Below are 23337 nucleotides of genomic sequence, written 5' to 3'. Positions count from 1 at the left end.
TGAATCGCCCCTAGTTTCGTAGACACCTCCAAGCCTCATAATGAGGCCCGTTAGGAGGTGCCATGAGCAACCAGCGTTACCCCGAAGAATTCAAAATCGAAGCGGTCAAGCAAGTGACCGAGCGCGGCCTCCCCGTAGCCGAGGTGGCAGCGCGGTTAGGCATGTCGGTGCACAGCCTGTATGCCTGGATCAAGCGCTACGGCAAGCCCCAGGCGCAGCGGCAGCAAGAAGATGATCAGCAGGCCGAACTGCGTCGTCTACGCGCCGAACTCAAGCGAGTGACCGAAGAGCGAGACATCCTAAAAAAGGCCGCCGCGTACTTTGCCAAGGAGTCCGGCTGAAGTACGCCTTCATCAGCAAGCTGTCGGTGGAGTACCCGGTACGGCGTCTCTGCCAGACCCTGAAAGTGCATCCCAGCGGTTACTACGCCTGGCTGGCCGAGCCGAAATCCGTACGCGCCAAGGAAGATCAGCGCCTGCTCGGGTTGATCAAACATGCCTGGCTGGAAAGCGGTGGGGTCTACGGCTATCGCAAGATTCACGACGACCTGCGTGAGCTGGGAGAGTCCTGTGGCCGGCACCGCGTGGCTCGCCTGATGCGGGGAGAAGGGCTGCGCTCGCAGACCGGCTATCGTCGGCGCCCCGGCTATTACGGCGGCCGGCCAACGGTAGCTTCGCCCAATCGCCTGGAGCGGCAGTTCAACGTCAGTGAACCGAACAAGGTCTGGGTCACCGACATCACCTACATCCGCACCTATGAGGGTTGGTTGTATTTGGCGGTGGTGCTGGATCTGTTTTCACGCCAGGTGATCGGCTGGTCGATGAAGCCACGGATGTGCAGCGACCTGGCCATCGATGCCCTGTTGATGGCGGTCTGGCGGCGCAAGCCCAAGCAGGAAGTGATGATCCACTCCGACCAGGGCAGCCAGTTCAGCAGCTCGGATTGGCAGAGTTTCCTCAAGGCCAACAACCTGATCAGCAGCATGAGCCGACGCGGCAACTGCCACGACAACGCGGTAGCGGAAAGCTTTTTTCAGTTGCTGAAACGGGAACGCATCCGACGGAAGACCTACGGCACCCGCGAAGAAGCTCGGAGTGATGTGTTCGATTACATCGAGATGTTTTATAACCCCAAACGCCGGCACAGCAGCGCTATGCAGCTATCGCCAGTGGAGTTTGAAAAGCGCTATTTCCAGAGCTTGGAGAGTGTCTAGGAAAGCCGGGGCGATTCAGAGAGCGGATGGCCCGGGTGTCTTTGATAATTGTCATTTTTATTGAGTTGCCGTGGCGGTCTGAATGGCCCATTCCAGGGGCGTTGAAAAAATAATGACAAAGGTTGCTAAATAGTCAAATCGCGGAACTGGGTTTCGAACTCACCCTCAGCTACAAGGAGGGTCTGAATCCGGAAGCGGTTTCGGTGTTCTTCGAGCGTTTCATCGACGAAGCGATCGAAAGCAACGGCCTGGGCTTCATCGGTGCCGAGGACTACGGTTTCGTTTGCCTTGGCAAGCGTGGTTCGGTAAACGCCGACCAGCGTACCCAGGTGGAAGCCTGGCTGCAGAAGGGCCACGCCGAACTGGCCGGCTCCACCGTCAGCCCGCTGATCGACGTGTGGTACCCGGAGAATCCGGTCAACGCCTGAGTGCGATGACGGAATAAAAAGGGGCGCCTGTTGGCGCCCTTTTTTGTTGCCTGCGAATTGCTGTAGGGGCGATTTCAATCGCCAAGCAGACCACAGGTCTGCCTGCCGCTTCGCCAGGCGCAGCTTCGCCGCCCTTGGCGAATAAATTCGCCCCTACAAGGGGTGTGCCGCCTCGATTGATCCGTACGCGGGCGGCTCAAGCCAAACCCGCTTTCGCCAATACCGCCTTCTCATCCACCTGGTCGACCTGCTCCGGCTTCAGGAAGCGCCTGGCGTAATCCATGTACACCCCGGAACGGATGAACAGGCCAAACAGGTCGGGGTCGATGTGGGCGCCGCGGCACATGCCGGTCATGATTCCCAGTGCTTCGGAGAGGGTCTTGCCCTTCTTGTAGGGGCGGTCCACGGCCGTCAGTGCTTCGAAAATGTCGGCGATGGCCATCATCCGCGCTGGAAGGCTCATTTCTTCCCGGGTCAGGCGCTTCGGGTAGCCGGTGCCGTCCATCTTCTCGTGGTGCCCACCGGCGATCTCCGCCACGTTCGCCAGATGCGCGGGGAAGGGCAGGTGGTTGAGCATCAGGATCGTCTGCACGATGTGGTGGTTGATGATGTAGCGCTCTTCATCGGTCAGCGTGCCGCGGCTGACGGACAGGTTGTGCAGCTCGCCCCGATTGAACTTGTATTCGGGCACCTGCAGCTTGAAGCCCCAGGGGTTGTCCGGCGGCATCAGTTCGGTGGCGGGGCGCTCGAAGAGATGGTCGGGCCGGTCGGCCAGCAGGTTTTCCTCCACCGGCAACGATTGCGGCGGCGTACGCGACAGGCGCTGTGCCTCCTCCCAGGACACGCCCAGGCGGTTGTCCAGGGTTCGGGTCCAGGTGCGAGCGCCGATGCCTTTCAGGCGTTCCTGGTCGGCTTCGGCCATCGCTTCGCCACCCAGGTTGCAGCGGGCGATGAAGGCGAAGTCGTCGTCCAGCGCGGCCAATTCCGCGTCCCGCAGCCGCGCCTGTTCGTTCTCCTCGGCGCCCTGGGCCAGGGCCTGCCAGTAGCGCACCCAGGCGTCGCGCTTGAGCACCTCGAAGCGGGTGCGGATTTCATGGATGCGGTCGTTCAGGGTTTCCAGCTTGGTGGCCTTGTCCACCACGTACTCGGGGGTGGTCACTTTGCCGCAATCGTGCAGCCAGGCGGCGATGTGCAGGGCTTCCCATTCTTCGTCCGTGGGTTGGAAACCACGGAATGCCGTCTCGTTGCTGGCGGCGGCAGCACGGGCCAGCATCAGCGTGATTTCCGGTACGCGCTGGCAGTGGCCACCGGTGTAGGGGCTCTTGGCGTCGATGGCGCCGGCCATCAGCTGGATGAAGGCGTCCAGCAGTTGCTTCTGTTTCTCCAGCAGGCGCTGGCTTTCGATGCACAGCGCGGCGACGCCGGAGATGGCCTCGACGAAGGCGATGCGTTCCGGCCTGAGGATGGCGGGGCGAGATTCCTTGCCCGTGTCGCGGTGCAGCAGGACCAACACACCAATGGTGATTCCCTGGCGGTTATGCAGGCCCGTGCTGACCAGGTGTATCCGCGGGCTTTCCAGGGTCTGCAGCAGGTCCCGATAGGCGCCGGCCTGGTCATAGCCGAACGAGCACACCTGGCTGGGGCCACCGTGGGACGGCAGGTCGAGCCAGTGCGGCATGGCCGGGCTTTCCAGACCGAAGCCGCGGATGCCGTGGGCTTCCAGATCCTGCTCCTGGTCGTTGAGGAACAGACCGTGGGGTTCCAGGCGGCCCTTCTGGTTGTCGATCAGGTAGAGCAGGCCGCCGGAGGCTTCGCTGATGTCGATGGTTTCGTCCAGGACGCGGCGTAGCAGGTTGTCGAAGCGGTTCTCCGCCGAGAGGCTGGATGCGATCTCCAGAAAGCTGGAAATGGTTTCCTTCATCCGCGCCATGGAAACCGCCAACTGGTCCACCTCCAGCACTGGCGAGCGTCCCATGGCGGGCAAGTTGAAATTGAAGCTGCGGATGGCTTCAGCCTGGACCACCAGCGCCCGAAGCGGCTTCACCACGATGCGCGAAAGCAGGACGCCGAGCGGGATGCACAGCAGCAGGATGGCCAGTGTCAGCATCGCGCCCTGCCAGCGGATGCGGTAGGCATCGTCCAGCAGTTCGTCTTCGGGGGAGAGGATGGCCAGTTGCAGCCCCTTGGGCCCGCCTTCGGCGAGATGCTGGCGTGCGATCACCCAGCGGCGATCACCGATTTCCGCGCTGGTGCGCAGGTCTTCCTGCCCAGCAAGGCCGATCAGGGCGGCGAGCGGCGGGCTGAAGTCCTTCACCTCGCCCAGTTCGGGCGCTCCGTTGATGCGTTTGACCAGTTTGCTGGTGTCGGGGTAGGCAACCGCACGGCCGTCGGCCTGGTACAGGACCACTTCGGTTGAAGGCGTGACCCGGTGGCTGGCCAGCGTGGCCGACAGGTCATCCAGGGTCAGGTCGGCGCCTATCACCGCATCGCTGCCGCCGGGGCGTGCCAGGGTCGTGCCGACCGCGCCGCTGGAGAAGAACACATAGGGGGCCGTGGTGATCGGTTCATCCTGCTCCAGCGCCCCGTAGAACCAGGGCCGGCTGCGTGGATCGTAGCGCTCCTTCAGTTCCTGGCGGCGGACGATCTCATTGAGCTGGCCGTCGAAGAAGAAGGTCAGCGAACGGGCACGGCTCAGGTTGTCCCGCTCGATGCTCCATACCTGATAAACCGCGTTCGGTGGGGCATTGAAGGTCTTTTTCAGCGTGTCGTTGCGAAGGTGGCGGACCATGAAGAAGTCGCCATCGTCATAGCCGACGTACAGCGACGCCAGCTTGGGATTGTCATGCAGGGCCTGGGTCAGCGGCCTTAGCAGGATGTCCAGGCGGTCGAAGCTGTTCAGGCGCTGGTTGGTTCCACCCAGGGCCAGCAGGTTGAGCAGGTGATAGATGGGTTGATAGGTCTGCTGCAGATCGGTTTCCACTTCCTGGCTGATGCGGCCGAAGAGCTCATCGCTGCTGGAAAGGATGATCTGGCTGGTCTGGCGATAGTTGAAAATGCCCAGAACCACTCCGGTGAACAGTAGAAGAAGCGTAAAGAGCGCACTGATATGGACGTGCAGCGGAAAGCGACGCTCAGCGAACTTTTGCGGCATTGCAGCAGCTCCTTAACCCCATCCCTGAGGGGCTACAGGAGCATAGATGAGGCTTGTGACGCCCGTCGTGCAATTTGCCATGGGGCGGGGGCTGTCGGCCGGCGTGGCGGGAAAGGCTGGAAATGGCGAAGCGCCGCCTTGCTCGGGAGCACGGGTGGCCGTGGATATAACCGTCATCTGCCGGGAATCGAGCACGTATTGCCGCCGAAATCAGTTCTCCCTTGTAGGAGGAAACGCAAGGTGAGGTAGGTCGATTCCTGAAAGCTGTGCCCTGTCTGTTTCAGGGGTCGACAGTGCAGGTCGCTTCTCTATCGTGGCAGCCTCCAAACCGCGCCAAGGGAGCGATGCTGTGAGCAAAATGGTCAATCTGGATGATTTCCTCGAACCCGGAAGCGAGTCCGCCTACAAGGTGATGATCGTCGACGATCACCCGGTCATTCGCCTTGCCGTACGCCTGCTGCTGGATCGTGAAGGTTATGCAGTCGTCGCGGAGACGGATAACGGTGTGGATGCCATCGCCCTGGCGCGGGAACACCAGCCGGACCTGGTGATTCTCGACATCGGAATTCCCAAGCTCGGCGGCCTGGATGTCATCGCCCGCCTGCACGCGCTGGACCTGCCGCTGCGGGTGCTGGTGCTGACCGGGCAGAACCCCAACCACTACGCGACGCGCTGCATGCAGGCCGGCGCCGCGGGCTTCGTCTGCAAGGAAGGCGACCTCGCCGAAGTGACTGCGGCGGTGCGGGCGGTCCTGTCCGGCTACAGCTATTTCCCCAGCGACGTGATCAGGTCCGGCAAGCGCCAGGTCGGCCTGCCCGACGAGAACGAAATGATCGAGCGGCTATCCGACCGCGAGCTGGTGGTGCTCAAGTTCCTCGCCAATGGCTACAGCAACAAGGACATTGCCGAGGAGATGTTCATCAGCAACAAGACCGTCAGTACCTACAAAACCCGCCTTCTCCTCAAGCTCAACGCCCGTTCCCTGATCGAACTGGTGGAGTTCGCCAACCGTAACGCCCTGGTTTGATCGTCTCCATGCGTCTTTTCGCCCTGTTCGTCTGCCTTCTGCTCGCAGGCATGCTGCCGCCCGCGAACTGCATGGCGGAGGATCAACCCAGCCTGGAACTGCTGGGTCGTTCCCAGGCCCGGGACCTGAGAGTGCCGTTGGAGGAACGGGACACGCGCTGGCTGCGGGAGAAGCGCGTCCTGCGGATCGGCACCAACGAGCCCGACTTTCCGCCGTTCGACATCACCGCCAGCGGCCAGGATTACGAAGGCGTGACCGCGGACTTCGTACGGCTGATCACCCAGTCCATCGGCGTCGAGACGGAAGTGGTGCGCTTTGCGGACCGGGAGCTGGCCCGCGACGCCCTGCGAAGCGGGAATATCGACCTGCTGGGCAACAGCATGGACGGCGACTCCGCCAGCCCCGGCCTGTCCCAGACCGTCGCTTACATGCAGCAGCAGCCGGTGATGGTGACCCGCATCGATGACCGGCGTGCCGCGTCGGGAAACCTCGACGGGTTGCGTCTGGCCTATTCCGCGGAAGGCCCGAGCCTGGAAAAGCTCTGTCAGGCCTATCCCGACGCGCGCTCGTTCCGCTACGACTCGGTGCGCAGCGCACTGCAGTCGGTGGCGTTCGATCAGAGCGATGTCTTCATCGGCGACGCCATCGCCGCCAACTACCTGATAAGGCAGGGTTACCTCATCAACCTGCGCATGGCCAATTTCGCCGGGTTCGATGGCGTAGGCGTGAGCTTTTCCGTGGCCAGGGGCAACGAGAACTTGCTGCGGATTCTCGACGCGGCGATCGCCGCAATCCCGGAGACCATGAGCGCCGAAATCGTGAAGCGCTGGGGCGATGGCGCGGGCATGTTCCTGGACAATCTTCGCCCCCAGCTCACCAAGCGCGAATTGCATTGGCTGGAGCGGCATGGCCCCGCGCGGCTGGTGGTAGATGAAACCTTCGAGCCAATGACCTTCTTCAACAGCCAGGGCCGTTTTCGGGGCATCGTGCCGGACCTCCTGGATCTGATCCGGCAGAGGACGGGACTGGAGTTCGAGATCAGTGCACGCTCCTCGGCCCGGGACATGCTCGCCGACCTGCGCGCCAGACGCGCTGACATGGCCGCCACGCTGTTCTCCACCCCTGAGCGCAGCCAGAGTCTCAGCTTCACCCGCCCATACTTCAGCACCAGTAGCGTGCTGGTGGTGCGGGACTCCGACAACAGCCCGCAGGGGCTCGATGACCTCGACGGGCGCAGGCTCGCCATTCCGGCCGGGCATTCGCTGATCCCATACATTCGCGATCACTACCCCAAGCTGCTGCTGCAGGAGGTAGAAACCGGAATCCAGGGGCTTTCGGGCGTCGTGGAGGGCAGGTTCGACGCGGCGCTGCATGCGATGGCGTCTTCCACATTCCTGATCAGCCGCTACTTTCCGGGGCGGCTCCGCATCGCTGACACCGTAGGCCGAGATCCAGGCCGCTTTGCCTTCGCCGTTTCCCGCGACGCGCCTGAACTGCAGAGCATCCTCGATAAGGCATTGCTATCCATTTCCCCGGACGAGTTGGGCAGCATCATCAATCGCTGGTACACCCGGGCCGAAGAGGCCGATAGCAGCTGGATCGAATACCAGGCTCGGCTCTTTAAGGTGGGTTTCGTCTTTCTGCTCGTGGCGATGCTGTTCGCCGTCTGGGTGCTTCACCTGCGCCGCCAGGTCCGCCGACGCGAGCGGGAGCAGCGTCGCTTGAACGACCAGTTGGCTTTCAAGCGTTCGCTGATCGATGGGATCCCCTTTCCGCTGTCGGTACGGGACCTGGATGGCTGCACCATCACCTGCAACCGCAGTTTCATCGAAGCCATCGGCGTGCCGCGTGAAGCATTGATCGGCCGGCGACTGGCAAAGGTTGACGGCCTGCATGCCGATGCCGAGGGAGAGCTGGGGGTACTGGATGAGCTGAGCCAGCGTGCCCTGGAACAGGGGGAGGCACAGTTCCGAGACCAGCAACTGCACCTGCGCGACTTCGTGCTGGAGGTCTCCTGTTGGGCGATTCCCTATCGCGATGCCAGGCAGCGCGTCCGGGGCCTGATCTGTGGCTGGGTGGACATCACTGAGCGCAACCGTCTGATGGAGGAGCTGCGACAGGCCAAGGAGCAGGCGGAATCCGCCAATGTGGCGAAGAGTAGTTTCCTCGCCACCATGAGCCATGAGATCCGCACACCGCTGAACGCCATCACCGGCATGCTCGAACTGGCCCTGAAGCGCGAGCGTCTGGATCGGGAGGCGATCCGGGTGGCTCGCAGCTCTGCCGACTCCCTGCTGGCACTGATCGGCGACATCCTCGACATCGCCAAGATCGAGTCCGGACGCATGACGCTGGAGCCTGGGCGCCAGTCGCCCCGCGCGCTGACCGAGTCCGTGATCCGCGTGTTCGAGGGGCTGGCGCGGCAGAAGGGGCTGCAACTGTCGCTGAGTCTGGAAATCCAGAGTCAGGACGATGTGCTGGTGGACCCGTCCTGCTACAAGCAGATCCTCTCGAACCTCGTCAGCAATGCCATCAAGTTCACCGACCAGGGCGCCATCCGCGTGGAGCTGGAAGCCCGTCCGGTGGACGAAGAGCAGCTGCAGCTGATCGTGGTGGTCGAGGACAGCGGGATCGGCATAGCCGAAGGCGACCAGAAACGGCTGTTCCAGCCATTCACCCAGGTGGCCGGTAGCATGAATGCGGGACGCGGTGGCACCGGTCTGGGCCTGAGCATCTGCCGCCGGTTGGTGGGCATGATGGATGGCCAGCTGGATATGCGCAGCGAGGTGGGTGTCGGAACGCGGATCGCGGTGAGCCTGTGCCTGCCACGGCTGGAGCCGCTGCCGACGGTCGCGGAGCCGCAGGCCGTCCGCGATCTGCCCGCCGGTGCCCTGCGTGTGCTGGTGGTGGATGATCACCCGATCAATCGCATGATGCTGGCGCAGCAACTCGAGCTGCTGGGGCAGACGGCGCAGCAGGCGGAGAATGGCGAGGAGGCGCTGCGCTTGTGGATGGCGTCGGCATTCGACTTGCTCATTACCGACTGCAACATGCCAGTGGTGGATGGCTACGAGCTGGCACGACGCATCCGCAAGTACGAGCGTGAACGAGATACGCAGCCGGCGCTGATCGTTGGCCTTACCGCCAATGCCCAGCCGGAGGAACTGGCGCGATGTCGCGAATCCGGCATGGACGACTGTCTGTTCAAACCCATCGGTCTCGAAGGCCTGCAGCGTTACCTGCTGCGCGTGGTTGACCTCGACGCCGTGTCGGGCTGGGCCGAGCACTCCGTCCGCTTCGACCTCAGCCTGCTGGATCGCGCTACCGGGGGATCACCCGAAGTGGCGCGCATGCTGATGCATGAATTGCACAAGGCCAACGAGGCCGATGGCCAGGAAATGGCGGGCCTGCTGCGCGAGGAACGCTGGGACGACTTGGAGCGCCTGGTGCACAAGATCAAGGGTGCGATGGAGTTGATCGACGCCCAGCCGCTGCTCGCCCATTGCATTGCCTTCGGTGCTGCCCATCGACGCGGTGCCAATGTCACCGAACTGATGCATCTGGGCGAAGCGATACGGACGAGCCTTGGGGGCCTGCAGCGAGAGCTCGAGCAACTGCTGGGCGGCTGAAAGCGTAAAGGCTCAGTCACTCTGGGGAGCGGTTTCCATTCGCGGTGCGGGAGTGGCCCAGCGCAGGCGCGCGCGGTGGGCAAGATAGGCCACCAGTAGCGCCAATCCAGCCCCGAGAAGCGTGTTGTAGAGACGAAGCTCGGGCAGGTGCCAGTCGTTGGAAAGGCTCTCCGCCAGCAGCACGAAACACACGGTGGTCTGGACCACGAACAGGCCATAGTGATGGGCAATGTAGGCGCGGCTTAGCACGATCAGCGGCAGCATGCAGGCCACCAGCAGCGCCGGGCTCTGCAGCCAGCTGCCGATGCCGATCAGGATCAGTGCTCCGATGAGGCTGCCCAGACTGCGCTGGATGCCGCGCTCCAGGCTGCCATGGAGATCCATCTGAATAGTGGTCATCACCGTGAGCGTCAGCCAGTAGCCCCGTGGCAGCCCGGACAGATTGACTGCCAGACCGGCCATGGCGCCCGCGAGGCTGCAGGCCAGCGCATGGATCAGCCAGAGACGCTGGGGCAGACGCTGGGCATGGCGACGCATGACCCGTGCGAACTTGCCCAGTCGTGGCATCAGTGGCCACAGCCGCATCCCCCGGGAGGCGCGCAGGGCGAACGCCAGCAGCATCACCCACAAGCCGCCGATGGCGAACAAGGCCCCCACCGCCAGGCCGTTGTGCAGGTTGCCTAGCCCCGCCTGGCCCTGACCCAGGCAAAGGCAGACCGCCAGCCCCGCGCCCAACTTTCCGAACTCCGTGCCATAGCGTTGCATCACTGCCAACAGCAGCCCCATGAAGGCAAAGCTGGCAAGGCTCAGTAACGGATGACTTGCGGCCCAGAAGCCCATCCCGGCAGCGATTGCACCGAGACTCGTGAGCAGGCTCATGCGCAACATGCCGAGTCGATGGTAGGGATTGGCCAGGGCGGCCTGGAACGCACCGGTGGCGGCCCAGAGGAAGCCGCTGTGGCTGGTGAACAGGCCAAGCACCAGCGGCAGGCCGCAGCCCATGCCCGCCATCAGAGCGGGGCCCCAAGTGGGTGGGCCAGCGTGCCAGCTAAGGCTTCGACTGAGCAGGTTGCGCATCGACACGGCTCCTGAAGGCGCTGGATCAGGTCGGGCTGGAGCGGCCGGTCATCTCACGGGCCATTTCGGTAGCGTAGCTGTCGGTCATCCCGGCAATGAAATCGATGACCCGGACGAACGCGCGATAGAGCGGCCAGTCAGGATCGGGGGCATTGTTGCCGAGCAGGTCGAGGATGCGCCGGTGCTTGAACGACGGCGAGCGCCCGCCATGTTGCTCCAGCGCCGCGCCGCAGAAAGCGTTGAGGAGGATCTCCAGCGTCGTGTAGGCGCCGATCTCATGGAGCGTCTTGCGCTTGTCCTGGAAGATCTTTTCGCGGGCGATGGCCTTGGCGCGGAGCACACAGTGCTTGGCCGGGCCGTGCATGTGTTCCACCAGGTCGCCCTGCAGGCTGCCGGCGAGCAAGGCGTCCTGCTGATCGACGAAGGCACGGGCGGCGGCATTGGTCAGGTGCTCGATGGCCTTGCCGCGCAGGATGGCCAGTTTGCGCCGGCGGGAATCCCTGGGGCCGAGCTGGCGGTAGGTTTCCGGCAGGTCGTCGCCCACCAGGCCGAGGAGCAATGCTTCGACCTCCTCGTAATCCAGCAGCTCCATCTCCAGGCCGTCTTCCAGATCGATGAGGCCGTAGCAGATGTCGTCCGCCGCCTCCATCAGGTAGACCAGCGGGTGACGTGCCCAGCGGTGTTCGTCGATGCGCGGCAGTTCCAGCTTGGTGGCGATCTGCTCCAGCAAAGGCAGCTCGCTCTGGTAGCAACCGAACTTGTGCTTCTTGTAGCCCAGGGCCTCGGCATGACGCGAAGTCCAGGGGTATTTCAGGTAGGTGCCGAGGGTGGCGTAGGTCAGGCGCATGCCGCCGTCGAACTGGTGATACTCCAGTTGGGTGAGCACGCGCAGGCCCTGGGCGTTGCCCTCGAAACTGAGAAAGTCGGCGCGCTCGGTGTCGCTCATGGCGTCCAGCCAACCCCGTGCTGCAGCCTGCTCGAACCAGTGGCGGATGGCGTCCTCGCCGGAGTGGCCGAACGGCGGGTTGCCGATGTCGTGGGCCAGGCAGGCCGACTGGACGATGACGCCGAGGTCCGAGGGCTCGCACCAGTCCGGCAGCGCGTCGCGCAGCGTTTCGCCCACGCGCATGCCCAGGGATCGCCCGACGCAGCTCACTTCCAGTGAGTGGGTCAGACGCGTATGGATGTGGTCGTTGCTGGAGACCGGGTGCACCTGGGTCTTGCGTCCGAGACGCCGGAAGGCGCCGGAGAAGATGATGCGGTCGTGGTCTTTGTGGAAGGGGCTGCGGCCCAGCTCATCGGTGCTGTGCACCGGTTTGCCGAGGCGTTCGCGGGTGAGCAGGGTCTGCCAGTCCAAGGCCTGTCCTCGCCGTTCAGTGGCCGAAGATCCTACTCTAACCCAAGCGCCTGCCTGCGGCTCAGTCCCTCGCCAGGCCGGCGGCGTCGATATCCACCAGCAGCAGGCGGCGGCCATTGTCGATGAACTGCCCGGCAGTCAGGCAGTACTGGTTGGTGGTGGCGTCGCGATAGGTCGTGGAGAGGGTCAGGCGGCGCTCTTCCCAGCCCTCGGCCAGCAGTTGGTAGAAGTAGGGGCGCCAGGACCAGTTGTGGCCCAGATAGCTCGGGTCCTCCTGCCAGCCACCCGGCCCCCATTGCAGGTTGGGGCTGATCTGGGTGCCATTGCGGTCACATTGGTAGATGCGCAGCAGCCACGGATATTCATCGGGCCTGGCCAGGCTCGATGCCGGAGCGCCGCTTTCGGCCCAGGTGCGCAACTGCGCCATCAACTGGTTGAGATCTCGGCGCAGGGTCATCAGGCGTGCACGCTCAGCCAGCTTGCTCTGCACATAGCGGTCGCGTAGCACGGCGAAGCGCTGGACGAAGGCGTCGGTCGCGAAGAACTCCAGGCGCGGGGCGGCGAACAGGTAACCCTGCACGTAGCGGGCGCCGCACTCCAGGGCGAAGTCCAGTTCGGCTTCGGTTTCCACGCCCTCGGCGATGATCCAGCAACCAGTCTTCTCGGCCATCTGCGCCAGGGCCTTCACCACTTCGCCACTGGGGCCGCCCCGGGCCGCGGCCTGGAACAGGCGCATGTCGAGTTTGAGGATGTCTGGTTGCAGGGCCAGCACCCGGTCGAGCTGGGAGTAACCGGCGCCGAAGTCGTCGATGGCAATCCGCGCGCCGGCTTCACGATAACGCGCCACCACCTCCGCCAGGCGCTGGCTGGCGCCGCCCAATTCGGTGATCTCGAAGACGATGCGCTCGGCCGCTATGCCGAAGCGCTGCAGCTGCTTGAGGCTGGGCAGGGGTTGGCCCGGACGCAGGCGGCTGATCCAGCGCGGGGAGATGTTCAGGCTGAGGAACCATTCCGCCGGGGCAGTGTGCAAGCGCTGCAGGGCATCTTCCCGCAATTGCCGGTCGAGCCGACGCAGGGCCGCTTGGGACGCCCTGGAGTCGAGGAAGAGGGGGCCGACCGATTGCAGGCTGCCGTCCGGCTGGCGCAGCCGCCCCAAGGCTTCGACGCCGGCGATCAGCCCGGTAGCGGTATCGATGAAGGGCTGGAAGCAGGCGAGCGGTTGCCCATCGATCACGTTGACTCCTTAGCTGGAAGGCCATGGGATTGCGCATGGTGCGGGTCGGTGCCCATGGCTGGTGCGACGGGCCGCTCACCCGTAGCAAGAATGTGGCCAGTTGCCTTGCACCGGCTGGTTGTCAGCCGGAGTCGTCTCGAGGTGGGACTTTCAATAGCGCCTGCAGCAAGGGAAGGAGAACGCCGCCCAGGCGCAGGCCACGCTTCAGGCTGCCCTTGCGCGCGGCGAAAAAGCCCAGGGCCGCCACCGCGGCGATGCCCCAGAGTGGGGCATGGGGGATGTCCAGCTTGCGGGTCATTTCCCGCGCCTGGCGCAAGGGCTGGGTCAGCAGCAGGGACTCGTGTCGCAGTTCCTGGCGCTGCATTTCCAGGCGCAGGCGGATCAGCGCCTTGCGCATGTCGCGACGGCTCGCATTGCGGGGTAGTTCCGGCAGGCTCATGGCAGCAGGCGCTCCCGGTCACGGGCCAGTTCTTCGAGGGTTGCGCTGAAAGGCGATTCCTCGTCATCCACCGCTGCCCGCAAACGCACGCCGCAATAGATGGTTGCCAGCAGGTAGAAGAGGCAAAGACCCCCGAGGGCCTCGAAGCGCCAGTTCTCCCAGAGCAGGACCAGGATCAGGCCAGACAGCCCGATCAGCAGGAGCATGGCGAAAATCAGTGTCAGCCCGCCGAACAACAACAGGTAGAGGCTGTTGGCCTTTTGTTCCTGCAGCTCGATGCCGAACAGCTCCACATGGCCTTGCAGCAGGCCGAGCAGCGAGGCGCTGAGGCGTCTGGGCGAAGGGCCGCGTCCCGCCTCCTGGGCGGAAGGGGTTTCTTCACTCATGGTCAGCGCCGGGCGGCCAGAAGGCCGAGTAGGAAGCCGATACCGGCAGCCAGGCCGACGCTCTGCCAGGGATGCTCCTGGACGTAGTCCTCGGTGGCCTGTACCGCGGCCTGGCCGCGTTCCTTCAAGTTCTGCTCGGTGTCGCGAAGGGTGTCGCGGGCGCGTTTGAGGCTTTCGTGGATCTGCAGACGCAGCTCGTCGGCCTGTTCGCCTGCCAGGCTGGCGGTGTCTTGCAGGAGTTTCTCGGTATCGCTGACCAGGGTCTGGAAGTCGGCCAGCAGGTCATCCTGGGCGCGGGCGGCGGTCTTACGGGGCATGGCGATTCTCCATGTAGGACTCAATGCCTAAGAGTAGGTGCCTTCTTCCAAGGTTCACCCGGAATTTCCTTCTGTCCGCTGGTATAGCGCTTGCATCGGGCTGGTGCGCGGTTGTGGCGAGATGCGCTGGATCGGGGCGCCCTGGATGGCCCGTCGAGACCCGGAAGCAGCGCTCAACCTCATGAAAATCAAAGAGAAACGCCGTTCGGGATTTTTCCTGCGCTGGCCAGCCTGCACCAAGTCGGGATTCGGGTTTGATCCTTTGCGGTGCGGCATGGCCTCAGGATGGTGCGCAGAAAACCTCGCCTGAACCGCTTTGGTGCTTTTTTCCTCGCTGCCGGAGTTGTCTTCGCCAATGGAAAACCTCAATAGCGCCGTGGAAACCCTGATCCACGGTTCCAACACCCTGTTCATCCTGATGGGCGCCGTCATGGTGCTGGCCATGCACGCGGGCTTCGCCTTCCTTGAAGTGGGCACGGTGCGCCAGAAGAACCAGGTCAACGCCCTGTCGAAGATCCTTTCCGACTTTGCGATCTCGACCCTGGCCTATTTCTTCGTCGGCTACTGGATCGCTTATGGCGTGACCTTCCTGGAGCCGGCGAGCGTACTCGCCGCCGACCATGGTTACGCCCTGGTGAAGTTCTTCTTCCTGCTGACTTTCGCCGCGGCCATTCCGGCCATCATTTCCGGCGGTATCGCCGAGCGCGCCCGGTTCTGCCCGCAGCTCTGCGCCACCTTGCTGATCGTCGCCTTCATCTATCCCTTCTTCGAGGGGATGATCTGGAACGGCAACTTTGGCCTGCAGGACTGGCTGAAGAACAGCTTCGGTGCGAGCTTCCATGACTTCGCCGGCTCGGTGGTGGTGCACGCGGTTGGCGGTTGGCTGGCCTTCGGCGCCGTGGTGCTGCTGGGCCATCGCAATGGCCGCTATCGCGAAGGCCGCCTGGTGGCCTTCGCCCCGTCGAACATTCCCTTCCTGGCCCTGGGTTCCTGGATCCTCATCGTCGGCTGGTTCGGCTTCAACGTGATGAGTGCCCAGACCCTGCAAGGCGTCAGCGGCCTGGTGGCGGTGAACTCGCTGATGGCCATGGTCGGCGGCACGGTCGCCGCGCTGCTGGTGGGCCGCAACGACCCCGGCTTCCTGCACAACGGACCGCTCGCCGGCCTGGTGGCGATCTGCGCCGGCTCGGACCTGATGCACCCGGTGGGCGCCCTGGTCACCGGCGCGATCGCAGGCGCCCTGTTCGTCTGGGCGTTCACCGCGACCCAGGTGAAGTGGAAGATCGACGACGTACTCGGCGTCTGGCCGCTGCATGGCCTGTGCGGCGTCTGGGGCGGTATCGCCTGCGGCATTTTCGGCCAGCAAGCCTTTGGCGGGCTGGGTGGCGTCAGCTTCGTCAGCCAGTTGATCGGCACCGGCGTCGGCGTGCTGGTGGCGCTGGTGGGCGGCTTTGCGGTCTACGGCCTGCTCAAGTCGGTCTGGGGCATCCGCCTGAGCCAGGAAGAGGAGTACTACGGCGCCGACCTGTCGATCCACAAGATCGGGGCTACCTCGCAGGATTGAGCCTCCGCATTCGCGAGTGAATTCGCCCTCAGGACGAAAGAAAAAGCCCGCCATCTGGCGGGCTTTTCATTGCCTGGCGAACTTACCAGAGCGGCATGACGTAGCTGAGAATCAGACGATTCTCGTCGAGGTCGTTGCCGAAGTTGGTGGAGCGCACCGTAGCGTTACGCCATTTGATGCCGAAGTTCTTCAGCGCGCCTTCCTGGAACACGTAGGCGATGTCCATGTTGCGTTCCCATTCCTTGCCTTCTTCGCGGCCCGCGCCCAGGTCGATGTTGTCGCCGGACAGGTAGCGGGTCATGAAGGTCAGGCCGGGAATGCCGATGCTGGCGAAGTTGTAGTCGTAGCGGGCCTGCCAGGACTTCTCGTCCTTGTTGGCGAAGTCGCCGATCTGTACGTAGTTCACCAGGAAGGGGTCGGTGCCGTTGATGTAGGCGAAGCCGGTATCGCCGCTCATGCTCTGGTAGCCGAGGCCGAAGGCGTGGCCGCCCAGGGCATAGGTGAACATGGCGCCGAAGGCCTTGTTATCGACGTTGCTGGTGCCGTCGTCCGTGGAGCGGGCGTAGCGCAGGTCGCTCTTCAGCGACTGCTTGTCAGCCAGCGGCAGCGTGTGCACGGCGCTGAAATAGTGCTGCTTGTAGAAGTCCTGCAGCTCGCCGTAGTGGTAGCCGGTGACGAGGTTGTCGGTCCACTTGTAGCTGGCGCCGCCGAAGTTGAATTTGTCGCTGGTGGTGCCGCTGCGGACGGTGATGGCGCGGGCAGCGCCGGTGGTGATGGTCATGTCCTCGTAGTCGGAGGAGTCACGCTGGTTCACCTGTTTGAGCTGGCCGGCATCGAAGGTCAGGCCATCGAGTTCCATGGAGTTCAGCTGGCCACCCTTGAAGGTCTGCGGCAGCAGGCGCGAGTCGTTGTACTGGACCACCGGCAGCTTGGGCAGCAGGGTGCCGACCTTGAGCACGCTCTTGGACGCGCGCAGCTTGGCGGTCAGGCCGAGCTCGCCGTACTCGTCCTGGGCGCGGCCGGTTTCGCGGTCGCGCTTGAGCAGGCCGGTGTTGCTGCGGTCGGGGCTGGAATCAAGCTTGACGCCGAGCAGGCCCAGGGCGTCCACACCCACGCCAACGGTGCCTTCGGTGAAGCCGGATTCGTAACGCAGGAGGAAGCCCTGGGCCCATTCCTCGGCTTTGGACTGGGCGGCTCCTTCCTGGCGAAAGTCACGATTGAAGTAGAAGTTGCGTAGCTCCAGGCTGGCCTTGCTGTCCTTGATGAACTCGGCCTGGGCGACGCCCGGCAGGGTGACACTGGCGCCGAGCGCGGCGAGGGCCACGGCTTGCGCAAGCGAGGTCTTACTCATTGTTATTGTCTCCTCGTTGGTTTTCAGGTCGGTCGGGTCGTCCTGTTACAACAATTTGACTAAAGCATTTCGTTACAACTTTTGCAGTTAGACGATGGTCGGTCGCTCACTGCACCCATTGCGGGTAGTACCCGAGCCGATCCTGCACCGCCGCATCATGGGCCGGAACCACGATCAGACCGGGTTCTCGCTGGAGCAGGTCATGCACTTTCTGCAGCTGGGCGCGCGTGGCTTCACGGTCGTTGTCGACCATCCTGCGGCTGACCCAGAACTTTTCCTTCGGGCCGGTGAAACCTTCCAGGCGCCAGCTGACGTCGCCGGTGAAGAAGAAGCGCCGCCCGTCCTCCAGAGTCAGGAACAGACCCACTGAACCCGGCGTATGACCGCTGAGCGGCACCAGTACCAGGCTGCGGTCGCCGAACAGGTCGAGGCTTTCCTCAAAACCCATGAAGGAGATGGGGAGGAAGGTGAAGGGATGCCATTTCACACCGTGGGCGAACTGGCTGGGCAGGATGGCCGGCGGCGTGGCGATCTCGGTGAACTCGATTTCCTCATAGGGCGCCCAGACCGGCACTTCGGGGAAGTCCGCCAGCGCCGACGCGTGGTCCCAATGGACATGGCTGAGCAGGATGCGGTCGACCCGGATGCCGTCCCTGTCGAGCTGGTCGCGGGCCGGGGTCACGGCGCCGTACTGCATCAGCGGCTTGTCCCACCAGGGCATCTCGCCGCTGAACTGGCTGTCCACCTGGCGGCCGAGTCCGGTATCGAAAAGCAGGGTGGCGGCGTGGTGCTGGATCAGTACCGCCACATGGTTGGCCTTCACCTTCTCGGTCCATTGGCCATCAGCCACGGTGAAGGCGTCCAGGGTTTCGGTCTCGGACGTCTTCACCAGCGAGAAACGCAGTCCTTCGGCTTGGGTGACCGCACTGATCGTCCCCAGCAGGAGCAACAGGAAGTACGAACGTAGACGCATGGAATCAGTGTCCTTGAGGCAGGAAGGGGGAGGGACGTGCGTGGTCAAAGCCCAGCGGCAGGCGGCTTCGACGCAGGCGCCAGCGGCCGGGAGTCAGCGCTACCAGGCGTTCGGCTCCAGGCAAGTCGGGCAGGCCGGCCGAGCCGTCCTGGCCTGGCCAGAGAATTTCCGCGCGGGCTTCCAGTTGCAGTAGGTCGCCACTGGCGAAGTCCACCCAGAGCAGGCCGCAGCGAGGTTCCAGCAACAGGTTGCCGAGGGTGTTGAACATCTGGTTGCCGCTGTAGTCCGGCAGCCAGAGTCGGCCGTCGTCGCCCAGCTGCACGAATCCCGGCACGCCACCACGGTGGGAGATGTCGACGCCGCCGGTTTCCGGGTCGAGATGCTGGCTGGCGATGAACAGTGTGTCGCTGCGCTTGACCAGCTGCAGCCAACGCGGGTCGAGGCCATCGCCCTGCTCCAGCGGTCCGGCGGCGCGCTCATGCCAGTGCCAATCGCGAGCCTGGATGTACTTCGGGCAATTACCGAAGGACTGCTGCACCGCGAGGGCGAAGCCTTCTCCGTCGTTGTCCAGCAGTGGGCCGTTCATGCGGTTGCGCCGCCGCGTTGGCAGTTCCAGACCGAGCAAGCCAAGGCGCGCTGTGCTGTGCAGGTTGGCGGCCAGCGGGTCGTCGGCCTCCGGGCGGGCGTTGATCCGCAGCAGGCTGGGCTCCGGCGAGTGGGCGAAGCCCGGCTTGCCCCACAGCACTGAGGCCTGGGGCTGGCCGTCGCTGTCCAGGCTGCCCACCAGCATCCAGGGCAACTGGGCGAAGAACAGGCGATGCTGCTCCGGCATGTAGTCGCGAATCATCCGGCTACCCATGTCTTCTACTTGCTCGCGTACGCCGACACGGGTCTGGATCGCTTGTTCGCCAGGGTGGAACGGACTGCTCATGATGGCCTCCAGGCCCCTCAGAAGTGGGGCAGGTCGACGTAGCCGGGCAGGGCGCGGATGCGCGCGAACCAGGTGTGCAGGTGCGGGTAGGGCGTCAGGTCCAGGCCGCCTTCATCGGCCATGGCGAGGTAGGGGTAGACCGCCACGTCGGCGATGGTGGGCTGCTCGCCGACCAGCCAGGTGCGGTCGGCCAGGTGCGCGTCCACCAGCTCCAGTACCTGGCGGCCACGGGCCTGGGCGTCGTCCAGGTCTATCGGGCGGCCAAACTTCAGTCCTATCCGGGCCCGTGCCGCGCCGTTGTGGATTTCGTTGGCGGTCAGGCTCAGCCAACTGGCGATCCGCGCCTCGGTGACGGCGTCCAACGGGTACCAGTGCGCATCCGCATAGCGTCGCGCCAGGTAGACCAGGATGGCCTGGGAGTCGACCAGCGGCTGCCCATCATCAACCAGTACCGGGACCTGCCCGCGCGGGTTCAGGGCGAGGAACTCCGGACGTTTCTGCGCGCCCTTGGGCAGGTCGACGGTCAGCAACTCGACGGGCTGGCCGATCAGGCCAAGGAACAGGCGGACCTTGTAGCAGTTGCCGGAAAGGTAGAAATCGTGGAGTTGCATGGCGAGTCCCTCGCGTTGGTTGGAATTTGATCTGGATAGTAGACAGACCTGTCTGTATATTTCAAGGGCAAATTTTGCTTCGCCCGCGCATTCCGCGCCCCGTGTGGTTCGAGACGTTCAAGTGGGATGCGCATAATGCGCCGGTTCAGGAGGCTGCAATGGCATCGAGTAAACGCGATCAACTGGTCAACACGGCCCTTTCGCTCTTCTATCGCGAAGGCTTCCACGCCACCGGCATCGACCGCATCCTGGCGGAGTCCGGCGTGGCCAAGATGACCCTCTACAAGCATTTCAAGTCCAAGGACGAACTGATAATGGCCGCCCTGGAATCCCGCTTCGCGCCAGCGGCCGAGCGCATGGCATGGGCCTTCGCCAACCTGCCGCCGCGGGAAGCCATCCTGCGGGTATTCGACGGCCTGGATGAATGGCTGCGGCAGGAAGAGTTCTGCGGCTGCGCTTTCATCAATGCGGCGGCCGAATTTCACGACCGCGCCCATCCGGTGCATCGTCTTGCGGCGTCCTACAAGATCGCTACGCAGAACTACTTCATCGCCGCCCTGCAGAGCCTGGGTGGCGCTCAGCCTGAGCGTCTGGCGCGTCAGTTGCAGTACCTGATGGAAGGGGCGATCAGCATGGCCCACATCCAGGGCCCGAGCGATCAGGCGCTGGAGGCGAAGGACGCCGCGGAACAACTGCTGCGCGCCGCCGGCGTCTGACGTCGGGCCCCGTTCGTCGTCGGCAGTTCAAGTTCTTCGGCCTTTGGCCGCCAAAGAAGGGACACCGTCGACTCCGGATGCTCCCGACATGAATGCCCTGGCCTCCCTCGCTTCTGCCGCCCATCGTTCCTCCTTCCCCGGCCTGGCTTCCGTCCTGGCCCGCAAACAGGCGGATGCACAGGAAGTCCTCGCTGGTCGCCTGGGTGAGCGTCTGGGTCTCGAGCCGGGCGCCCTGAGTGACAAGGCATCCAAATACACCCCCGAGAAAGTCGCGGACCGCGTACTGGGCTTCATCGACCAGCGTCTGCGCAAAGAGAAGGCGGACGGTGCCGATCCAGCCAAGCTGCAGGGGCTGTTGGATCAGGCCCGCGCCGGGATTCAGAAAGGCTTCGACGACGCGCGCAAGGTTCTGGACGGCCTCGGTGTACTTGGCGGCAAGGTCGCTGACGACATCGATGACACCTTCGGCCGCATCCAGGATGGCCTGGATCAATTGCAGAAGACCTACACCCAGCCGGCGCAATCTCCCCAGGCCGGTGGGACAGTGGCAGTCGCGGGTTACAGCGAACGCTTCAACGCCCAATCGGAAACCTTCGACCTGGAAGTGAAAACCCGCGACGGCGACAAGCTGCGCATTTCCATCGCCCAGGCGTCGTCCAGTTGGTCGCGCAGCAGCGTGGCGGCGGCGAGCGACGGCAAAAACTCGCTGGTGTCCGTCAGCAGCCAATCGTCCAGCCTGCAGATCGGCGCCTGGCAGATCGAGGTGGAAGGGGAGTTGGACGACGAAGAGAAGGCGGCCCTGAGCGACCTGCTTGGCCAGGTCCAGGACATCTCCAGCAAGTTCTACTCTGGCGACGTGGCTGGCGCCTTCGACCGGGCCATGGCCCTGGACATGGATGGCGAACAACTGGCTTCCATGTCTCTGCACCTCACCCAGACCAAGATCATGCAGGCGACCGACGCATATGGCGCCGTCGCCCAGCAGGGTGGTCAGGCGGCGAGCGCAGTCAACGGCAACCTCAAGGATTACGCCAACAGCCTTCTGGAGGCGCTGCGCAGCGCGGGAGAACTCGCCGAGAACGGCCGTGGTGCCCTGGAAGAACTGCTCAAGGGCGGATTCGGCCTCGACGAGCGTTTCGACCCGGCCCAACTGGCCAAGGCCGAACGCTTCAACAGCCGCCTGCTGGATGGCCTGCAGCCCTTGCTGGACAAGGCCAAGAGCGAATCCACTGACGACTGACCCCGTGCTAGACTTCGCGCCTCGCTGATTTTCGAGGCGCGTCCCCATGCTTCCTGAATGCCAACTCTTCGGCACCCTCGGCTGCCACCTCTGCGAGGTAGCCGAAGGCGTGCTCATGCCCTTCGTCGAACGTGGCTTGTTGGTGGAACTGGTGGACATTGCCGACCGCGAGGAGTGGGTCGAAACCTACGGCCTGCGCATTCCGGTCCTGCGCCGTTGCGATACCGGTAGCGAGCTGGGCTGGCCCTTTGATGCCTGCCAGGTGGCCTCTTTTCTGACGTGATTGCTACGTCCTGATGTAGCCGGCGTCAGGCAGTAATGCCTTCCGCGCGCACCCACGCAAATCGTTCCGCTCCCGCACAGAATGTTCTGGCCGCTGGCTGGCCGAGCACGGCTGCGCAATTCTTCTTCGAGTAGCTGATGGAGCTGTCGATGGCTTTGGGTATTTGCCGTGGCGCGTCGTGGCGATGAAAAATCGCAGGCAATAAAAAACCCGCCTTTAAGGCGGGTTTTTCGGGATTTGGTCGGAGCGACTGGATTCGAACCAGCGACCTTCTCGTCCCGAACGAGACGCGCTACCAAGCTGCGCTACGCTCCGTTGTGTGGCGCGCATTCTACAGAAAAACTTTTGGCCTACAAGGGGTTAGCGAAAGATTTTTTAATTTTTTTGCGGGGGGAGGTGGGAGACTGCGAACGGCGCGGGATTGCCGGGAAGAGGTGAGGGCCCGCTTTACCGGGAGGGCGCGAGCGGGCCGGTGGAATCAGAGCTCCTTGATGGTGCGGACCTGATCCTTGTTCACCTTGGCATGTTTGCCATCCAGTTGTTCGAACTCGTAGAAGCCCGAGTCTTCGTCGTAGTCGGGTTTGTCCACGGCCTGGATCTCGCGCCCGTCATTGAGGGTTATCACGGTCGGCGAGGAGCAGCCGGCCAGAGTGAAAAGGCCCATTGCGAGCAGGAAAGCGGGGGCGATCCGCTGGTTCATCGTCATCTCCTTGATGATTACGCTGGTTGTACGCAGCTTCTGACGAAGAACGTCCCGGCAAAGTTCCGGCAACCTGACTCAGTCCTTCAGGGGTGAAGGGGCCAGCAGGTCGGGTGTATTGAAGTTGGCCAATCGTGGATCACCTTCCGCGCACACCACTGCAACCGGATTCAATTGGCGGAGGATGCGCTGCGGACTACGTTCCCCGGCCTGCCATCCGGCTTCCAGTACCGGCAGCACCGCGCGGGGCAGGACACAGAACAGCGGCTCCCAGAATTTGCCTTGTCGGACCATTACGGGGCGCTCACAGGCGGCGGCGAGCAACTCGGCAATCAGCGCATCGTCGACCTTGGGGGCGTCGCAGGGGAGGATCAGCACCTGCTCATGGCGGGCCACCGCGAGGCCCGCACGAAGGCCGGCCAGCGGGCCGGGATAGTCGGGGCTGTCGTCCTGCACCAGTTGGTCGGCCCAGGCGGCATAGCGGTCCGCATTGCGGTTGCAGGAGATGATCAGGTCGTCGGTGAGGGGGCGCACCCGCTCATGCAGCCAGGCGATCAGCGGGCGGCCTTGCCACTCCACCAGGCCCTTGTCGAGGCCGCCAAGACGCCGCCCTCGACCGCCGGAAAGCAGCAGGACAGAGCAGGGCGGCAAAGGCTTGTCGGACATGGCACGGTCTCCGGGACGGCGCTGTGATATAACACCGGGCATTC

21 protein-coding genes and 1 tRNA gene are annotated in these 23337 nt (G+C 63.8%); 8 read left to right on the top strand and 14 right to left on the bottom strand.

Going from position 1 to position 23337, the window contains the following annotated elements:
- Positions 1–62 precede the first annotated feature (62 nt).
- Both E8F06_RS08905 and E8F06_RS08900 read left to right on the top strand, forming a co-directional pair.
- Positions 63–1213, top strand: a protein-coding gene (locus E8F06_RS08905; RefSeq protein ID WP_280363247.1) for an IS3 family transposase whose coding sequence is annotated in 2 segments (ribosomal slippage) — positions 63–306 and positions 306–1213 — 1152 coding nt in all. Because the reading frame shifts where the segments join, the coding sequence is not laid out codon by codon here.
- A gap of 122 nt (positions 1214–1335) precedes the next feature.
- A complete protein-coding gene (locus tag E8F06_RS08900; RefSeq protein ID WP_280366261.1) occupies positions 1336–1641 on the top strand; it encodes a YggL family protein in 306 nt (101 codons plus the stop codon).
- A gap of 196 nt (positions 1642–1837) precedes the next feature.
- Here the strand turns inward: E8F06_RS08900 and E8F06_RS08895 are convergent, their stop codons facing one another.
- Positions 1838–4792, bottom strand: coding sequence for an HD domain-containing phosphohydrolase (locus tag E8F06_RS08895; protein WP_280366260.1), 2955 nt, complete (start codon positions 4790–4792; stop codon positions 1838–1840).
- A gap of 358 nt (positions 4793–5150) precedes the next feature.
- On the opposite strand from E8F06_RS08895, the gene E8F06_RS08890 reads away from it, so the two are divergent.
- Together E8F06_RS08890 and E8F06_RS08885 are read left to right on the top strand one after the other, a co-directional pair.
- Positions 5151–5819 carry a response regulator transcription factor gene (locus E8F06_RS08890; RefSeq protein WP_280366267.1) on the top strand — a complete coding sequence of 223 codons (669 nt, stop codon included), beginning with the start codon at positions 5151–5153 and terminating at the stop codon, positions 5817–5819.
- Between the two features lie 8 nt (positions 5820–5827).
- Positions 5828–9448, top strand: a complete 3621-nt coding sequence (locus tag E8F06_RS08885) for a transporter substrate-binding domain-containing protein (protein ID WP_280366257.1) — start codon at positions 5828–5830, stop codon at positions 9446–9448.
- 12 nt (positions 9449–9460) lie between these two features.
- Here the strand turns inward: E8F06_RS08885 and E8F06_RS08880 are convergent, their stop codons facing one another.
- The 6 genes from E8F06_RS08880 to E8F06_RS08855 all read right to left on the bottom strand — a co-directional run bounded on the left by E8F06_RS08880 (position 9461) and on the right by E8F06_RS08855 (position 14258).
- Positions 9461–10525 carry an FUSC family protein gene (locus E8F06_RS08880; RefSeq protein WP_280366255.1) on the bottom strand — a complete coding sequence of 355 codons (1065 nt, stop codon included), beginning with the start codon at positions 10523–10525 and terminating at the stop codon, positions 9461–9463.
- A 25-nt stretch (positions 10526–10550) separates the two neighbouring features.
- On the bottom strand, positions 10551–11882 hold the full coding sequence (locus E8F06_RS08875; protein ID WP_280366253.1) for a deoxyguanosinetriphosphate triphosphohydrolase: 1332 nt from the start codon (positions 11880–11882) through the stop codon (positions 10551–10553).
- Positions 11883–11943: 61 nt separating this feature from the next.
- Positions 11944–13116: an EAL domain-containing protein gene (locus E8F06_RS08870; RefSeq protein ID WP_280366250.1), complete on the bottom strand. Its 1173-nt coding sequence runs from the start codon at positions 13114–13116 to the stop codon at positions 11944–11946.
- Positions 13117–13237: 121 nt separating this feature from the next.
- The gene (locus tag E8F06_RS08865; protein ID WP_280366248.1) at positions 13238–13555 is read right to left on the bottom strand and encodes a hypothetical protein; all 318 of its coding nucleotides are present in this window, start codon (positions 13553–13555) and stop codon (positions 13238–13240) included.
- Entirely contained in the window at positions 13552–13941 is a 390-nt protein-coding gene (locus E8F06_RS08860; protein WP_280366246.1) for a phage holin family protein, read from the bottom strand. Before E8F06_RS08860 ends, E8F06_RS08865 begins: the two co-directional genes overlap by 4 nt.
- 2 nt (positions 13942–13943) lie before the next feature.
- Positions 13944–14258 (bottom strand): YqjD family protein, encoded by a 315-nt coding sequence (locus tag E8F06_RS08855; RefSeq protein ID WP_190828502.1) that lies wholly within the window; start codon positions 14256–14258, stop codon positions 13944–13946.
- Between the two features lie 355 nt (positions 14259–14613).
- Here E8F06_RS08855 and E8F06_RS08850 point away from each other — a divergent pair, with 355 nt between their 5' ends.
- Complete coding sequence (locus E8F06_RS08850; protein WP_280366243.1) at positions 14614–15822, top strand: ammonium transporter; 1209 nt, start codon at positions 14614–14616, stop codon at positions 15820–15822.
- A gap of 82 nt (positions 15823–15904) precedes the next feature.
- Here E8F06_RS08850 and E8F06_RS08845 read toward each other — a convergent pair whose 3' ends face one another.
- From E8F06_RS08845 to E8F06_RS08830, 4 genes are all read right to left on the bottom strand, one after another.
- A complete protein-coding gene (locus E8F06_RS08845; protein ID WP_280366240.1) occupies positions 15905–17173 on the bottom strand; it encodes an OprD family porin in 1269 nt (422 codons plus the stop codon).
- 106 nt (positions 17174–17279) lie between these two features.
- Positions 17280–18146, bottom strand: coding sequence for an MBL fold metallo-hydrolase (locus tag E8F06_RS08840; RefSeq protein ID WP_280366238.1), 867 nt, complete (start codon positions 18144–18146; stop codon positions 17280–17282).
- A 4-nt stretch (positions 18147–18150) separates the two neighbouring features.
- Positions 18151–19077 carry a pyridoxamine 5'-phosphate oxidase family protein gene (locus E8F06_RS08835; protein ID WP_280366235.1) on the bottom strand — a complete coding sequence of 309 codons (927 nt, stop codon included), beginning with the start codon at positions 19075–19077 and terminating at the stop codon, positions 18151–18153.
- A gap of 17 nt (positions 19078–19094) precedes the next feature.
- Positions 19095–19688, bottom strand: a complete 594-nt coding sequence (locus E8F06_RS08830) for a glutathione S-transferase family protein (protein ID WP_280366232.1) — start codon at positions 19686–19688, stop codon at positions 19095–19097.
- 158 nt (positions 19689–19846) lie between these two features.
- Between E8F06_RS08830 and E8F06_RS08825 the strand changes: the two genes are divergently transcribed.
- The 3 genes from E8F06_RS08825 to E8F06_RS08815 all read left to right on the top strand — a co-directional run bounded on the left by E8F06_RS08825 (position 19847) and on the right by E8F06_RS08815 (position 21927).
- Positions 19847–20404 (top strand): TetR family transcriptional regulator, encoded by a 558-nt coding sequence (locus E8F06_RS08825; RefSeq protein ID WP_280366230.1) that lies wholly within the window; start codon positions 19847–19849, stop codon positions 20402–20404.
- Between the two features lie 88 nt (positions 20405–20492).
- The gene (locus tag E8F06_RS08820) at positions 20493–21644 is read left to right on the top strand and encodes a DUF5610 domain-containing protein (RefSeq protein WP_280366227.1); all 1152 of its coding nucleotides are present in this window, start codon (positions 20493–20495) and stop codon (positions 21642–21644) included.
- 46 nt (positions 21645–21690) lie between these two features.
- Entirely contained in the window at positions 21691–21927 is a 237-nt protein-coding gene (locus E8F06_RS08815) for a glutaredoxin family protein (protein WP_280366225.1), read from the top strand.
- Positions 21928–22165: 238 nt separating this feature from the next.
- On the opposite strand, the gene E8F06_RS08810 is transcribed toward E8F06_RS08815, so the two are convergent.
- From E8F06_RS08810 to mobA, 3 genes are all read right to left on the bottom strand, one after another.
- A tRNA-Pro gene (locus tag E8F06_RS08810) sits at positions 22166–22242 on the bottom strand.
- A gap of 163 nt (positions 22243–22405) precedes the next feature.
- Positions 22406–22627: a YgdI/YgdR family lipoprotein gene (locus E8F06_RS08805; protein ID WP_028629502.1), complete on the bottom strand. Its 222-nt coding sequence runs from the start codon at positions 22625–22627 to the stop codon at positions 22406–22408.
- A 78-nt stretch (positions 22628–22705) separates the two neighbouring features.
- A complete protein-coding gene (gene mobA / locus E8F06_RS08800; protein ID WP_280366222.1) occupies positions 22706–23293 on the bottom strand; it encodes a molybdenum cofactor guanylyltransferase MobA in 588 nt (195 codons plus the stop codon).
- Positions 23294–23337 lie beyond the last annotated feature (44 nt).

Source organism: Pseudomonas sp. BN411 (assembly GCF_029871235.1).
GTDB lineage: Bacteria > Pseudomonadota > Gammaproteobacteria > Pseudomonadales > Pseudomonadaceae > Metapseudomonas.
Note: the sequence above shows the minus strand (reverse complement) of the source record. Positions and strands in the feature narration are given on the sequence as shown.

Bases quoted from the DNA above. Each gene is read 5' to 3' on its own strand.
- E8F06_RS08835 (WP_280366235.1), bottom strand. From the start codon at position 19,077: ATGAGCAGTCCGTTCCACCCTGGCGAACAAGCGATCCAGACCCGTGTC.
- E8F06_RS08845 (WP_280366240.1), bottom strand. From the start codon at position 17,173: ATGAGTAAGACCTCGCTTGCGCAAGCCGTGGCCCTCGCCGCGCTCGGC.
- E8F06_RS08815 (WP_280366225.1), top strand. From the start codon at position 21,691: ATGCTTCCTGAATGCCAACTCTTCGGCACCCTCGGCTGCCACCTCTGC.
- E8F06_RS08820 (WP_280366227.1), top strand. From the start codon at position 20,493: ATGAATGCCCTGGCCTCCCTCGCTTCTGCCGCCCATCGTTCCTCCTTC.
- E8F06_RS08840 (WP_280366238.1), bottom strand. From the start codon at position 18,146: ATGCGTCTACGTTCGTACTTCCTGTTGCTCCTGCTGGGGACGATCAGT.
- E8F06_RS08860 (WP_280366246.1), bottom strand. From the start codon at position 13,941: ATGAGTGAAGAAACCCCTTCCGCCCAGGAGGCGGGACGCGGCCCTTCG.
- E8F06_RS08850 (WP_280366243.1), top strand. From the start codon at position 14,614: ATGGAAAACCTCAATAGCGCCGTGGAAACCCTGATCCACGGTTCCAAC.
- E8F06_RS08805 (WP_028629502.1), bottom strand. From the start codon at position 22,627: ATGAACCAGCGGATCGCCCCCGCTTTCCTGCTCGCAATGGGCCTTTTC.
- E8F06_RS08855 (WP_190828502.1), bottom strand. From the start codon at position 14,258: ATGCCCCGTAAGACCGCCGCCCGCGCCCAGGATGACCTGCTGGCCGAC.
- E8F06_RS08880 (WP_280366255.1), bottom strand. From the start codon at position 10,525: ATGCGCAACCTGCTCAGTCGAAGCCTTAGCTGGCACGCTGGCCCACCC.
- E8F06_RS08890 (WP_280366267.1), top strand. From the start codon at position 5,151: ATGGTCAATCTGGATGATTTCCTCGAACCCGGAAGCGAGTCCGCCTAC.
- E8F06_RS08865 (WP_280366248.1), bottom strand. From the start codon at position 13,555: ATGAGCCTGCCGGAACTACCCCGCAATGCGAGCCGTCGCGACATGCGC.
- mobA (WP_280366222.1), bottom strand. From the start codon at position 23,293: ATGTCCGACAAGCCTTTGCCGCCCTGCTCTGTCCTGCTGCTTTCCGGC.
- E8F06_RS08830 (WP_280366232.1), bottom strand. From the start codon at position 19,688: ATGCAACTCCACGATTTCTACCTTTCCGGCAACTGCTACAAGGTCCGC.
- E8F06_RS08895 (WP_280366260.1), bottom strand. From the start codon at position 4,792: ATGCCGCAAAAGTTCGCTGAGCGTCGCTTTCCGCTGCACGTCCATATC.
- E8F06_RS08825 (WP_280366230.1), top strand. From the start codon at position 19,847: ATGGCATCGAGTAAACGCGATCAACTGGTCAACACGGCCCTTTCGCTC.
- E8F06_RS08885 (WP_280366257.1), top strand. From the start codon at position 5,828: ATGCGTCTTTTCGCCCTGTTCGTCTGCCTTCTGCTCGCAGGCATGCTG.